Source organism: Winogradskyella alexanderae (assembly GCF_020166335.1).
GTDB classification, from domain to species: domain Bacteria; phylum Bacteroidota; class Bacteroidia; order Flavobacteriales; family Flavobacteriaceae; genus Winogradskyella; species Winogradskyella alexanderae.
In genome coordinates this window covers 105,116-120,557 of sequence record NZ_JAIUJR010000005.1, presented here as the reverse complement: position 1 = coordinate 120,557, position 15,442 = coordinate 105,116, and the positions used below count along the sequence as shown (strand labels likewise).

General features: G+C 31.9%; 12 protein-coding genes. 11 read left to right on the top strand and 1 reads right to left on the bottom strand.

Features of this window, described 5'->3' with window-relative positions; translation table 11 throughout:
• The first annotated feature begins 68 nt into the window (after positions 1-68).
• From tsaE to LBU54_RS08895, 6 genes are all read left to right on the top strand, one after another.
• Entirely contained in the window at positions 69-533 is a 465-nt protein-coding gene (gene tsaE / locus LBU54_RS08920) for a tRNA (adenosine(37)-N6)-threonylcarbamoyltransferase complex ATPase subunit type 1 TsaE (RefSeq protein ID WP_262899738.1), read from the top strand.
• 243 nt (positions 534-776) lie between these two features.
• A complete protein-coding gene (locus tag LBU54_RS08915; protein ID WP_224528465.1) occupies positions 777-1,331 on the top strand; it encodes a hypothetical protein in 555 nt (184 codons plus the stop codon).
• A gap of 81 nt (positions 1,332-1,412) precedes the next feature.
• Positions 1,413-2,612 (top strand): alanine dehydrogenase, encoded by a 1,200-nt coding sequence (locus LBU54_RS08910; protein WP_224528461.1) that lies wholly within the window; start codon positions 1,413-1,415, stop codon positions 2,610-2,612.
• Positions 2,613-2,624: 12 nt separating this feature from the next.
• Positions 2,625-3,002: a hypothetical protein gene (locus tag LBU54_RS08905; RefSeq protein ID WP_224528458.1), complete on the top strand. Its 378-nt coding sequence runs from the start codon at positions 2,625-2,627 to the stop codon at positions 3,000-3,002.
• A gap of 81 nt (positions 3,003-3,083) precedes the next feature.
• Complete coding sequence (locus LBU54_RS08900; RefSeq protein WP_224528457.1) at positions 3,084-4,103, top strand: NAD-dependent epimerase; 1,020 nt, start codon at positions 3,084-3,086, stop codon at positions 4,101-4,103.
• A gap of 128 nt (positions 4,104-4,231) precedes the next feature.
• Positions 4,232-5,611, top strand: coding sequence for a nucleotide sugar dehydrogenase (locus tag LBU54_RS08895; protein WP_224528455.1), 1,380 nt, complete (start codon positions 4,232-4,234; stop codon positions 5,609-5,611).
• Here the strand turns inward: LBU54_RS08895 and LBU54_RS08890 are convergent.
• Complete coding sequence (locus LBU54_RS08890; protein WP_224528454.1) at positions 5,598-8,588, bottom strand: Ig-like domain-containing protein; 2,991 nt, start codon at positions 8,586-8,588, stop codon at positions 5,598-5,600. The genes LBU54_RS08895 and LBU54_RS08890 overlap by 14 nt on opposite strands.
• A gap of 484 nt (positions 8,589-9,072) precedes the next feature.
• On the opposite strand from LBU54_RS08890, the gene LBU54_RS08885 reads away from it, so the two are divergent.
• The 5 genes from LBU54_RS08885 to LBU54_RS08865 are packed head-to-tail and all read left to right on the top strand — an operon-like array spanning position 9,073 to position 15,351.
• Positions 9,073-10,062, top strand: coding sequence for a glycosyltransferase (locus LBU54_RS08885; RefSeq protein ID WP_224528453.1), 990 nt, complete (start codon positions 9,073-9,075; stop codon positions 10,060-10,062).
• A complete protein-coding gene (locus LBU54_RS08880; RefSeq protein WP_224528452.1) occupies positions 10,055-11,587 on the top strand; it encodes a lipopolysaccharide biosynthesis protein in 1,533 nt (510 codons plus the stop codon). Before LBU54_RS08885 ends, LBU54_RS08880 begins: the two co-directional genes overlap by 8 nt.
• Positions 11,584-12,675: a glycosyltransferase family 4 protein gene (locus LBU54_RS08875; protein ID WP_224528451.1), complete on the top strand. Its 1,092-nt coding sequence runs from the start codon at positions 11,584-11,586 to the stop codon at positions 12,673-12,675. Before LBU54_RS08880 ends, LBU54_RS08875 begins: the two co-directional genes overlap by 4 nt.
• A complete protein-coding gene (locus LBU54_RS08870) occupies positions 12,675-13,871 on the top strand; it encodes an O-antigen ligase family protein (protein WP_224528450.1) in 1,197 nt (398 codons plus the stop codon). The genes LBU54_RS08875 and LBU54_RS08870 overlap by 1 nt, the downstream gene beginning before the upstream one ends.
• Positions 13,855-15,351 (top strand): DUF2264 domain-containing protein, encoded by a 1,497-nt coding sequence (locus LBU54_RS08865; protein WP_224528449.1) that lies wholly within the window; start codon positions 13,855-13,857, stop codon positions 15,349-15,351. The genes LBU54_RS08870 and LBU54_RS08865 overlap by 17 nt, the downstream gene beginning before the upstream one ends.
• The last annotated feature ends 91 nt before the right edge of the window (positions 15,352-15,442 follow it).

The following is a 15,442-nucleotide window of genomic DNA, read 5'->3' as shown; positions in this document are numbered from 1 at the left end:
ATGAAATACACGTTTTTCTAGGTTTTCTCAATTTTTATATCTATTATTGCATCATTAATGAGGTTTAATTGAATACAATCGAATTTAAATATACATTAGACCAAATAGATGAGTTAGCACGTCAGTTATTGGTACATTTCACAAACAAGACGATTTTGTTTTATGGTGAAATGGGTTCTGGTAAAACGACACTCATAAATGCTTTAGTTAAAGCTTTAGGAAGTAGCGATGTTGCTACCAGTCCAACTTTTTCGATTGTGAATGAGTATGAATTGTCCAACGATAAAGTTTATCATTTTGATTTTTACCGAATTGAAAGCATTGAAGAAGCACTCAATTTTGGAATAGAAGATTATTTTAGTGGTGATAATTGGAATTTTTTGGAATGGCCAGAGCGCATTACTGAATTATTGCCCAAAGATTCCAATTCGATTTTAATAACAAAGCTAGAAGATAAGTCAAGATCCCTCAAATTGACCATAACAAATAAAAATTTAACCGAAAACAATGCCATGACAGTACCAAAATTCTAATCAAATTTTGATTTCATCCTTTTAAGATTAGTGATTGGGTTACGGGAAAACCGTAATGTAACTCATAATATTTCTCGGAATTTAACATTACTCCATTTTCAAGAGCCTATGGCCTACTGTAATTTTGTAGTAATTAATTAATTAAATCCCTAGAAATTATGAAGACTAAAAAACTAGTTTTAGCAATTGCAATCTTTGGAGGTATGTTATTCACTGTTCAAGCGACTAATATTATCGACTTAGATGGAAAAGTTACAACACAAGTTGACAAAAGAAAACTCAAGGTTCCAACTCACGGATAAGAAATCCTACAGTAGGAAGATTTTAACAGGGAGTCTTGTTGCTACATTCGTAGCCGCGACTCCCTTTTTATTTTACCTTTATGAATATGTCCCAGATGTCCAAACATGGGAAACACCATTTTTCACCTACGAAAGTATTGAATACGGTAGTGCTAATGTAGCCTTCTGGGTGCTTTGCATGAAAATGGTACCTCTACTTCTCTCCTTAATATGGTTTTTTACATGCAAGCATTGGTGGTATCATGCTTTAATTGTGCCTATTGCGATGTTTTTATTTCAACTAATAAGTGCATTAAATTTTGATGCACAATACACAGATGAATTTGATATTATTTGGCTTCTGCCCTTAATGGCAATTGTTTTTCCTTCAATTTATTTGATAAGAGCAAAAATGTTTAATAAGATTAACGACCATGACAAAACCATGGAAGAGCTAGAAGAGGAATTTATGATTAAGCCTAAAACCTTCTGGCAAAAAGTTGGTCAGTACTTTTAAAAATTTCTAAGGCAATATTTTTTATGACCAGATTTAAGGTAGTTTCGTTATCTTGCAATAAGATAAAATACACTAACTTAAATGGGCAAATCTCGAACGCCATTTACCAAGGCACAATTGCTTCCACAGGAAGAAACACTTGAAATTTTAAAACAAAAAGGAGAGCTCTTTATTGGTATACCAAAAGAGACACATTTTCAGGAAAAGCGCGTTTGTCTCACACCAGATGCAATCTCTGCGCTAACAGCGAACGGTCATCGTGTTTTATTAGAATCTGAAGCTGGTGAAGGTGCAAAATTCAAAGATAGAGACTATAGCGAAGCTGGAGCTGAAGTTACTAAAGACAAATCTAAGGTGTACTCCTGCCCTATGATATTAAAAGTAGAGCCACCATCTCTTGATGAAATAGAATTAATCAATCCACAGACCATTTTAATTTCTGCCTTACAATTAAAAACTCAGAATAAGGCCTACTTTGAAGCTCTAGCTAAAAAAAGAATTACTGCATTAGCTTTCGAATTTATTAAGGACGAAGATGGCGCATATCCAGCCGTAAGATCACTGAGCGAAATTGCAGGTACTGCATCCATTTTAGTAGCTTCAGAATTATTGTCTAATGTAAACGGTGGTAATGGTTTAATGATGGGCAACATAAATGGTGTCCCACCAACTGAAGTTTTAATCTTAGGAGCTGGAACGGTTGGTGAATTCGCTGCACGATCAGCGATTGGATTGGGCGCTAATGTAAAAATTTTTGATAGCTCAATTACTAAATTGCGCTGCATACAAAATAATCTCGGGCGTACCGTATATACATCTACAATGCAACCCAAAAATCTTTTAAAAGCATTAAAACGATGTGATGTGGCAATTGGTGCTGTCAGAGGTTCAAATAGGTCACCAGTTGTAGTGACTGAATCTATGGTAGAACATATGAAAAATGGTGCTATAATAATTGATGTAAGTATTGACATGGGTGGATGTTTCGAAACCAGTGAAGTAACTACACATGACCATCCAACCTTCGAGGAACACGGTGTCATCCACTATTGTGTTCCAAACATTCCTGCTCGTTATTCACGAACAGCTTCAGTCTCAATAAGTAATATTTTTACACCTTATTTATTACAAATTGGTGAACATGGTGGGCTAGAAAATGCATTGCGTTTTGACCGCGGATTAAAAAATGGGTTGTACTTTTACCATGGTATATTGACAAATAAATCTGTAGCAGATTGGTACGATTTAGATTATAACGATGCCAATCTCTTGATTTTTTAATTTAAATCATTTATGAAATTCATACAACGCTTAGGTTACTACCTTAGTGGTTTTGCAGTTGGATTAATTATTCTTTTCTTTTTTTTAAGCGGAAAGAAAGCGTCGTGTGATTATGGGCCTAACGCACGCACTGTTAAAAATATTAGTTCTAAACCTCTATCCTATTCAAAAAATGTAGCAGACTTTATTCTGACAAACAAATTGGATTCGACAACTGTAAAAAATCTAATTAGATTTGGCGATGTAGACTTTTCGAAAAGTCTTACCAACTTAGATTCATGTAAACAATATTTTATCAATAATAATTTTAAGGGCAAAGACATAGAATTAGAGGTTGCAAATTGTAATTCAATAGCACAAATATTAATGATGAGATACAAGAACGAATAAAACGGCCTTTTCATAGTAAAAATGTCATTTTTTTGTGATAATTCATCATTTTTGATTTTTAAACTTAAATCTACCTTTTAAATGAAAATACTTGTAACTGGAGCCGCTGGCTTCATCGGTTTTTTTACCTCTAAAATACTTACAGAAAAGGGTCATGAAGTTGTTGGACTAGATAATATCAATGACTATTACGATATAAATCTAAAGTACTCGAGATTAAAAGAGCTGGGTATAAATCAAAAAGATGCAGAAGTTTTTAACTATCTATCTAGAAGTGACAAATCGAATTTTTCATTTATTAGAATGAATTTAGAGGATCGTGAGAACTTGCCATCACTCTTTGAAGAACAAAAATTCGATGTTGTATGTAATCTTGCGGCCCAAGCAGGTGTAAGATATTCATTAGAAAATCCAGATACGTATGTAGATTCTAATATTGTTGGTTTTGTTAACATTCTAGAGTGTTGCCGACATCATAAAATCAAACACCTCGTCTATGCTAGTAGTTCTAGTGTTTATGGATCAAACAAAAAAATACCCTTTTCAACAGATGATAATGTAGACCATCCCATAAGTTTATATGCCGCTACCAAAAAGAGTAACGAATTAATGGCTCACACTTATAGCCACTTATTTAATTTTCCAACAACTGGATTGAGATTTTTCACAGTATATGGTCCTTGGGGAAGACCAGATATGGCTATGTTTTTATTCACAGATGCAATTATAAACAATAAGCCAATTAAAGTTTTTAATTTCGGTAAAATGGAGCGTGACTTCACTTATATTGACGACATTGTTGAAGGTGTTGTAAGAATTTGTGAATCCCCTGCTTCTGAAAGGGTAAAAAACAATAAACTCTACAAAGTTTATAACATCGGCAATAATAATTCGGTGAAATTAATGGACTTTATCAAAGAAATAGAATTTAATCTCAATACGACCGCAGAAAAGAAGATGTTACCTATACAGCCTGGCGATGTTGAAAAAACATGGGCTGACGTAGATGAACTGATAAAAGATTATGATTACCGCCCAAACACATCAATAAAAGACGGTGTTAAATCTTTTGTTACTTGGTTTAAAGAATATTACAACTGAAAGTGGTATTGTCAAAGTTGAATTTTATCGTTAAAAGAATACTTTTATATAGAATTTTATAATAATTAGAATAATTAATACACTTTTGCCTAACTAAAAAATAACCCAAGTCAAATTAGATTTAGATTATGAAAATCAATAAAATATGTTGTATCGGAGCCGGCTACGTAGGTGGCCCAACCATGGCGGTCATTGCCAAAATGAACCCAAATATACAGGTTACTATCGTAGATATAAACCAAGAAAGAATAGATGCCTGGAATGACGATGATGTTTCAAAATTACCAGTATACGAACCGGGACTTCCAGAAATTGTCAAAGAAACACGTGGCAAAAATCTGCACTTTTCGACTGAAATTGATAAAGCCATCGACGAAGCAGAAATGGTATTTATTTCTGTTAATACGCCTACCAAAACCTATGGCAAGGGAAAAGGCATGGCTGCGGATCTAAAATATGTAGAATTATGTGCGAGAAATATAGCAGATGTTGCTAAAACAGATAAAATTGTTGTTGAAAAATCAACTTTACCAGTTAGGACCGCTCATGCTATCAAAAGCATTCTTGACAATATAGGCGGTGAAGTTAAATTTGACATACTTTCCAATCCTGAATTCTTAGCAGAAGGAACCGCAATACAAGACTTGTTAAAACCTGACCGCGTTTTAATAGGTGGCGAATCTAAAGAGGCTATTGAAGCGCTCGCAAGTATATACGGTAGCTGGGTTCCACAAGATCAAATTTTACGTACAAACGTTTGGTCCTCAGAACTTTCAAAACTTACAGCAAACGCATTTTTAGCACAGCGGATCTCATCAATAAACGCAATTTCAGAATTATGTGAGCACACAGAAGCAAATGTTAGTGAAGTTGCGCGAGCTATCGGTATGGATTCTAGAATAGGACCTAAATTCTTAAATGCATCTATTGGTTTTGGAGGATCTTGTTTTCAAAAAGATATTTTAAACCTAGTTTATATCGCACGAAGTTATGGACTAAATGAAGTTGCCGATTACTGGGAACAGGTGATAATCTTAAATGACCACCAAAAAAGACGTTTCTCGGATAAATTAATTACTACCTTATATAATACAGTTTCAGGTAAAAAGATTGCGATGTTAGGTTGGGCATTTAAAAAAGACACTAACGACACTAGAGAATCAGCCGCCATCTATGTAGCTGATCACCTGCTGAGTGAGCAAGCTAGTATTGCTGTTTATGATCCAAAGGTTCCAAAAGCCAAAGTTTACGCTGATTTAAATTACCTTAATACAAGACTTGAAAAAGAAAACGAGGAACTTGTTGAGGTTTTCAATAATCCGTATGAGGCTATAAAAGATGCGCATGCCATTGCAATTATGACAGAATGGGATGAGTTTAAATCGTATGATTGGAATAAGATTTACAACCTTATGAAAAAACCAGCGTTTATTTTTGATGGCAGAAGATTATTGGACAAGAATTCTATTGAAAAGATAGGCTTTAAATATTTTACTATCGGACAATAAGTTTTCTTGTAATATCATCACCGCTTTTATTAACAAGTTTAACAAAATAGATTCCGTTAGATAACGATTGAATATTCATCCTTGTTTCAACAATTGGTGATTGTGATTCGTTTTGAATTTCAGTTTGTTGGACTAGTTTTCCAGTAAAGTCATAGATAAATACGTTGATCAAATTCATTGAACCATCTAACCTCACATTTACATAATTATAGGCGGGATTAGGGTAAACTTTAAATGACATATCTATTACTTCATCATTTTGGTTGTTTGATTCTTCCTCTTCACAAAAGTTATCAATTTCAACTGTCACTGAGGCTTCATCAAAATCTAAGGCATTAAATACGGTCACTGTATAAACTGTGGTTTGAAATGGTGAAACTTGTATAGACTGTGTAGTTTCTCCAGTACTCCATAAATATTCATCACCACCTGTAGCTGTAAGAGTTGCGACCTCATTTAGACAAATACTTATATCTTCTCCTGCGTATGCAACGACAGGTTCAAATACATTTACCGTAACCTGTTTTTCGTCATAACAATCATTTATGTAACCGCGTACCTCATAGGTAGTCGTTACAGATGGACTTATGGCTATATTTGGTTGCGTCGCACCATTGCTCCATTCGTAAGAATTCGCACCAGTTGCGGATAAAGTGATGAAATCACCACTTAAAATATCCACAGAATCTCCATTCACAATAACTACATTTGGATTTGGATCCACAAAAACCGTTACACTGTCTGAATCTTCTTGACTACCATTTGTAACAACAACAGAGTAAGTAGTTGTTGACTCAGGGCTAACAGTGATGTTTTGAGTAGTCTCTCCTGTACTCCACAAGTACGCGTCTCCCTCTCCTGCGCTCAATATTACTTCATCACCACTTCCATCACAAATTCGTTGGTCTTCACCTGCATCTGCCTGGAAAATCGCTTCAACAGTTACTATAATTTGTTCTTGTACCTCACACGAACCATTACTTCCGGTTACAGTATATGTTGTCGTAACATTTGGGCTAACAGTAATAGATGAGGTTGTTTCACCTGTGTTCCAAAGATATTCATTTGCACCTTCTGCGGTCAAAGTAGTATTGTCGCCTTCTATTATGGTAACATCGTCAGAGATAGTTAAATTCGGAAGCGTATCAACAAATACTGTAACATCATCTGTGTCTTCTTCAGTACCATTAGATACCGTTACCGAGTATGTTGTCGTGGAATTTGGACTTACGGTTATACTTTGGGTAGTTTCTCCAGTACTCCAAAGGAAATTAGTCCCTCCTGTTGCAGTTAATAAAACCGACTCTCCTTCACAAATATTTTGGTCTTCACCAGCATCTGCAACTACGGGCAAAGGAACTACCGTGATTACAGACGTGTCCGTAAACCCACCATCATTAGAAACAAATCGAATTTCAACAACACCCTCTGCAATTCCCGTTACTGTACCATTTGTATCTACATTAGCTATCTCCTCATTTTCTGAAGTCCAAACACCAGACTGATCTGTAGTATTTGCAGGTGTAAATTGCACATCCAAATCTATAGTTTCCGAAACATTTAAAGTAGCCACGTCTGGTGTTATGTTTAATCCCGTGGCTTCTACGTTTCCCATAGAATCAACTTGATTAAAGTATTCTTCTAATAAAGTATACCCTGATTGTTGAATCTGGTTGTGTATGTCGGCATTGCCCGATATTCCTTGAGAGACTAACCAGGCTTCTGGTATATGTGGATTTGATTGATAAAAATCAACAGGACGTGTGTTGTTTGAAGTCGGTATATCGTCTATTGTAATATTTATAAAATCAGAAACGCTTCCTCTAGTTGTTTCATTTGTAGCATCATCAATTGCTTGTGAATCTATGGAATCTCTATCCTCTATAACTTGGCCGTTATCATTTATGTATTTGTAGCATCCCACAAATGGCAACATTTGTGTTTTTAAATCACCACTGCTCAGAATATTTAAGGTTTCACTATTTTGGTATGTAAAAGGTGATTGAACAAATTTAGATGAAGGCAACGGTGCTTCATCTCCTAAAAACCGTTCCCATTCATCAGGTTGTGTAAAATCAGGATCATAATAATTATCATTATCATATATCAAACCGTTTCTAGTACCGTAATATGCAGTATTAAGCTGATCCATAGGTCTACCCTGTGTATAATAGTTTCCAACATGGTTAAGATTATACGACCAATCATCAATCCTAATAAGTCTTGCAGAGTGTCCATGTGATAGGTTATTTATTATATCCATATGAACAGCACCGGCTATTTTAGCAGGTATTCTATGACCAACAAAAACAAAAGCATTATTTATTATACTATAAGTTTCATTATTAGTGTCGTTTGGAGGTGTTGTATCACCAATAATCATTCCTAAACCAGAATATGCTATTAAACAGTTTTGTGTGGTTCTATTATAAGCGGGTGTATCTGGATTAGTAGTCATACCAATAGCTACTTGATTAGTTTCTACACCTGATACGGATAAATGGTCAAATATAACATCAGATTTATTAGATGAATTAATAACACCTTCAACGTCATCTGTCGATCTAAGTTTAAGATACCTAACAATAACATTCTCGCCTCTAAAAACTAATCTTGCACCCGTAATTGTTATATTACCTTCAGGTGCAGTTTGACCAGCTATAGTTAAGTTATTTGCTTCAATTAAAATATCATCACCTTGAAATTCTGGTATCATTTCTATTATACCTGAAACATCAAACACAATAGTTCTATTTGATTGTGATAAAGCATCCCTAAAACTACCAGGTCCAGTAGCGTTTAAATTTGTTACATGGTAAACAGATTGTCCTCTTCCGCCAGTTGTATAGGCTCCTGCCCCCATGGCTGTTGGGAACGCTAACTGTTGCGAATAGGTATTCCAAGGGATAATCAATAGGAGTAATAAAAACGTAATTGTAATACAAATACAATTTGTTGTAGGTTTTGGGGCTTTCATAATTTTAAGTAGGTTAAGAGGGGCTATTTATTTTAAAGCGAATGTAAATATTTAATTTTCAAAAATAAGATAAAATTCATTATTTTTCGATAATATGTAATTTTAAGTAAGTATTATAATACATTAGTAATAAATTGATTTCAGATATATTTACGAAAGCACATTAATATTAGATGTTTTTATTAATTATTTAACTTTATGAAAGAAATACTTACAAAAAGAACTCGTTTTGGCTATAGTTGAGAAATTATACTATTAAGGATTCAAATTTCCATTTTTAATAATGGAACGATTCTCATTATTAATAACTATACCTGAATTTTATCGTATAAATCTATTTGTTAACTAATTAATAGATGTTTTTGTTTAATTTTCTTCATATTTGACAAGTATTAATCATGTCAAAACAATAGATAGTTTATTTCAGCTTTATAAAAATTGAAAAATTAGATTAAAACACTTAATCATTTCAACCCAAATCTAGATGAAGCCATTAATTAGTATTATAGTACCAGTATACAATGTAGAATCTTACTTAGAAAGATGCATTGAGTCTCTTATTAATCAAACCTATAGTCATCTTGAAATAATTTTGGTTAATGACGGTTCTACCGATAATAGTGGTGACATTTGTACCTCTTTTGCAAATAGAGATTCAAGGATATCCGTTTACCATATTGAAAATGGGGGCTCAAGTATTGCCCGCAACTATGGACTTACTAAATCCACAGGTGATTATATAGGCTTTGTTGATAGTGATGACTGGATAAGAAACGACATGTTTCAAAAACTACTTGATTTTTCTATAAAGAATAACTTGAAAGTTGTAGAATGTAGCTCTGTGGAATCAAAAGGCATTTTAAATATAGAATTGACTAATAAGGATATTGAAGGGATTATCGAAGAAAAAGAAACAACTCTTCAAAGGGTGCTTAAAAACAAAAGGTTCGCTGTTTGGCGCCGAATATACAAAATTGATGTAGTGAAAAACAGATTTTTCAAAGAGCATATTTTGCATCAAGATGTATATTATACGATGGACATATTAAACTCAATTGATAAGCTTGGATTTATAGATGAACCTTTGTATATATATAATGTAGAGAATATAAATAGTGTAATAAGAAGCAAATATTCTATAAAAAAATTAAAATCGATAGGTGCTGCAGAATATGTTGTATTAGAAACAGAAGGATATTCTAAAAAAATTCAATATTATGCAAAACAATATCTTTTTCAATTTTTAACCTCGCATTATAATCATCTCCATCTAAATAGTTGGCTGGATGAGGACTACAAACACCGTAATAGTATTCGATTGCTACTTAGAAAATACCATTCTTTTCATTGTTTTAATTTCTTTGTTTTTATGATTGTTTTATTACCTACGTCATTTTACAGGTATTTTCTAATAATCAATTTAAAAAGAATTCAGCTTCAAAATAAAATTAATCTAAAATTAAAAGATGTCTAGATTAAATTATGCTCTTAAGAATTTGAAAATAAGTGTATTTTTTTATTTTCTATTCATATTTGTACAATTCTTTTCCAGGAAATTATTTCTTGATCATCTAGGTGATGAATTTATTGGCCTAGCAGACACTTTACGTAGTTTCCTTGGGTTTTTAAATCTGGCAGAATTAGGTATTGGTACGGCTATAGGTTATAGTCTGTACAAACCAATATTCAAAAATGAATATTTAAGGATTAATGAATTAATTGCTCTTTTTGGCCATCTTTATAAGAAGATTGGTGTTTTTATTCTAATTAGCGGAATACTAATTTCATTTTTCTTTCCATTAATGTTTGATGATTTAGATGCACCTTTAGCAATTGTCTATTTCACTTATTACACCTTCCTTTTCGGGATGTCTTTAAATTTCTTTTTCAATTATCATATCACTTTACTACAAGCCGACCAGAAAGACTATGTCATAACGTCCAATTCTCAAGCATTAAATCTAGTTAAAATTATTATTCAATGTATTATCGTTTATTATTTCGATAGTGCTATTGGCTGGATATCTTTAGAGCTGATCTTCTATATCTCTAATAGTTATGTTCTCAGGCGAAAGGTAAAAAGAATATATCCATGGCTAAAAATTAATCAAAAAACATCAAATTTAATACTAAAAAAGAATCCTGAGATAATAAAAAAAATTAAGCAAGTCTCAGTACATAAATTAGGTGCATTTGTAACTAACGGTACCGATAAAATATTAATTTTTGCATTTATAAGTATAGAAACAGTCGCCTTCTTCGGTAATTATTCCCTATTATTTAGTAGGTTGTTACAATTAATTAATACAGCATTTGCCGGAACAGCTGCAGGAATAGGAAATCTCGTTGCTGAAAATGATAAAACCAATATTAAAAAAGTATTTTGGGAAATGATGGCATTACGGTTCTATCTTGGCGGAATAGCTTTCATCTTGCTCTATTTTATTACAGAACCTTTTATTTCATTATGGCTAGGTGAGAAATATATTTTGAGCAAATGGGTACTGAATCTCTTTTTAATAAATATGTTTATAAAACAAATCCGTGTTCCTGTAGATCACTTCAAGGATGCTTATGGTTTATTCCAAGACATATGGGCTCCAGTTATTCAGAGTATTATAAACTTAACCATGTCTATTATTTTACTCCATTATTTTGATTTAGCAGGGATACTCATGGGTACAACTATTGCTTTTTCTATAATTATTTTGATTTGGAGACCTTACTATTTATATAAATATGGTTTCCAAGATAGTTTATTAAAATATTGGAAAGACTTTTCTGTTTTAATTATCTCGATGATTATTCCGTTCTATTTATGCACATTGATATCATCGCGTATTTCAATAGATGAAATAAACCTTATTAATTTAATATTTTTTTCATTTAAGCATTTAATCTGTATAATATTTATATATACGCCCTTTATATATTTATCAAGTGCTGGTTTCAGAAATGTGTCTAAAAGAATATTAAATTTAATAAAAACTAAAATATGAAAATCCATTTTATCATATCTTCCATAGGTCATGGAGGTGCTGAAAGAGTCCTTGTTTTAATGGCAAATAATTTAGCCAAGAATCCCAATAATGAGATTTCAGTAATTACGTTATTTAATAAAAAAGACAATTACGAGCTAAATCCTTCCATAAAACGAGAAAGTCTCAAAGGATCTCCATACATACCTTCTCATACATTAAGAAGTATTATTAATTTAAGCAGATTTTATAAGACTAGAACAAATAGACCAAATATTATAATTTCATTTATCACCTTAACAAATCTTATATGTATTATAGTTGCCAAACTTTTTAAAATAAAAATAATAGCACAAGAACATAATTCCTATTTAAGATACATGAAAGGGCGTAAATTAATAACAAAGTTAACAAAGGAATATGTTTACAAAAAGGCTGATTTGGTTACAGTTTTAACTTCATTTGATTTACCCTACTATACAAAATTTGGAGTAAACGTACGTGTTATGCCTAATCCATGTACATTTAAACCAATTAAAGATAATTCGCATAGAAGAGATAATACCATATTAGCAGTTGGACATTTAGACAGATATCATCATAAAGGCTTTGATAACTTAATAAAGCTTATTGCCCCTTTATTAATTGCAAATCCTGAATGGAAATTAAAAATTGCGGGGTATGGGTCCATTGGTTTAGAGTATTTATCTAAACTTGTAAAACAATATAATTTAGAAAATCAAGTGTTATTTTTAGGTTTTGTGGATAATGTATCTGAATTAATGCAAAAGTCATCTATCTTTATTTTGTCATCGAGATATGAAGGTTTGCCAATGGTTTTACTTGAAGCTATGTCTCAGGGAATGGCATGTATATCTTATAATTGTAAGACAGGACCTTCAGACATAATCGAACATGATGTGAATGGCTTTCTTATAGATGATCAAGATAGTTTAAAAATGCAAGAAAAGTTAGATGAACTTATAAATAACGAAAATTTAAGAAAGCAATTATCTAATGAAGCAATTAAGTCGTTAGACAAATTCCATATTTCAAATATAACTAAAAAATACCAAGACTTGTTTAATAAATTATTGTTAGAAAAATAATGCAAAGAATTGTAGTTTATATATGTTTTCTTTGGCCTGTTTTTAATAGTTGTTTTTACTTTCAAAATATTATGTCAGCCTTTTATGGCGATAGTTATGCTAGACTTATAGCCTATTCAAATCTTGGATTATTGCTAATAGGTATAAGTTTATCAAGAGTATTTATAGTTGAAACCTCTAAAACTGCTAGACTCTGGTTCATATATTATTTAGGTTATTTTGCCATGGCCATCCTAGCAAGCGGAATAAGTGGCTTTAGCGGGTTGTCAATGGTCACAATGATTCCTATAATCTATTTCGTAGCATCTTATTTCTTTATAAGCAACAAGATACATCTGAAATATTTTTTTATAGTTTTGACTTTAGCTTTTCTTGTATCTGCGTTTCTTACGTTAATTTTTCAAATAAATAATTTTAGCCTTTCCACAGGTGATGTTCATCATTACGAATTAGATAGAGCCGGTGGGGTTTATAGTGATGCAAATAATGCTGCACTAGCTAGTATAATGGCATTTTTATTTTTTGATAGACTTTTTAGACCAAAAAAAATCTATTCAAAAATTATAAAATGGTCTATTCTAATAATGATTTTTTACAGCCTGTTTTTAACGTTTTCTACTACAGGATTATTTACTTTCGTAATTTGTCTTGTTATAACCAATTTTAAAAATTTTACTGGTTTAAGATTAGTATTACTTCTAATAATATTTGTAATCTTTTATATAAGTATATTTTTACTCAAATCAGAAGTTCATAGTTTTAATCTGTCAGATGCTCAAACTGATAAAATTACGAACATCATTAATTTGCTGACTTTTGAACTTGACAAAGTGGATAACTCAGGAAGAGGAGAATTAATTGAGCATATTATGCCATACATATTAGAAAATCCAATAGTTGGTAACGGTGTCGAATTTTCGATATTTATGCGAGGTCACAATACTTTCCTTGGAGTATGGGCAGACTCAGGTGTTTTCCTTTTTCTATTTTTCATATTTATTTTACTTTACCTTTTTTCTAAGCTTATAAAACTTAAATCTGATATAAAGTATTTTGGTATATCAGTTTTAACAACATTATGTATATTCATGATGAGTCTGCAAAGCGTAATTAATCAACCATATTTAATTGTAATATTCGTTCTTCTTGGATATATAATTGATAATAATTCGAACAACTATGAATCAACTAATTAAAAACAGGAAGATATTTGTTTTTTTAGCTTTCATTATCCTTACAATGTGTACTATATATTATTTTAGAATATTGCCAAAGTCAGTAGATGGTTGGTCCGATAAAATAATACCTTATGAGAGTTCTAGAAAAATGGATGATCTAGTTAAATTAGAATTTAATGACTCTGAAAAATCAACAAGCAAAAAATTTAATTCTGTTTTTAAATATTTTCTCAGGGCAAATATAAATTACAAGTCAAAAGGTGGTGCTTTGGTATTTTACCCAGGTGAAGTAAGTAATAAAGGCAGGTACGTAAATGGAATAGAAGGTTTTGCGAGATTTTTTCCGATGGCCTCCTCTTGGATGTATTCTAACAATACCGATGAAATATCCTTAGATGGAAAAAATGTTAATATCGCCGAGCTACTTAAAATGGGGCTATTAAATGGAACATCACCAGGAAATACTGAATTTTGGGGAGAGGTTAAAAACAAAGATCAGCGAATAGTTGAGGCTGCAGATATAGCTCTTGGTTTATGGCTTTCTAAGGAATACATATGGAATACACTTAGAGAAACTGATAAAACTCAAGTCATTAATTGGCTTAACAGTTGTGTTAGCAAAGAAATTGTAGATAACAATTGGAACCTCTTTCCCATAACAATTGTTAAATGTCTTGAAGCTCTTGGTCATGTTAATCAGCAAAATATTGAATATATAAATCAACTTTATTCAAGATATAAAAAAGAGCATTATATAGGTAATGGCTGGTTTGATGATCCACCAAATGGATTAGACTACTATAACGCCTGGTCAATTCATTATAGTTTATTTTGGTTGGATCAGATTGATCCTGATTTTGATCCAGAATTTATAAGAAGTTCACATAAAGAGTTTCTAGAATTTTACAAATATTTTTTTGGTCCTTATGGGTATCCTATTATGGGCAGAAGTGTATGCTATAGGTTGGCTGCACCAACTCCTATTGTTTCAGGTAGTTTAATAAACCCCGAAGTAGTATCTAAGGGTTTGGCTAAAAGAACTCTAGAGCAAACTTGGAAACATTTTATAAACAAAAATTCCCTAAAGGATGGTAAATTTACTCAGGGATATTACGAAGATGATTATGGCTTACTTGATGGATATAGTGGTGCTGGTAGTTGTCTTTGGTCACTTAGATCGTTAATTGTTGCATATTACGTTGATAAAAAAATTAGTCTTTATGACTCAGAAGATGAACTTTTGCCAGTAGAAAGAAAAAATTATTCAATCACCAATAACACAATTGGTTGGTCTATTTATGGTGATTCTTTATCCAAAACAATAATCCTAAAAATAGAATCAAATAAAAACAATCAGATTCATAAATTAATTAATTACGATAGAATTGATCAAATAAAAGAGTCTATATTTAAAAGACCTTTCCGTCCAAACAATAAAAAAGCATTATATAAAAATTATGAGTACAGTTCAAGAGCTGATGTAATAATTAACAATTGATAATGAAGTCATGATTTCAAGCAAAAAAAACTATAAAGAATACTTACTACGAGATCGTATTGCTTTAAACATAAATCCCAAATCCTTAGAG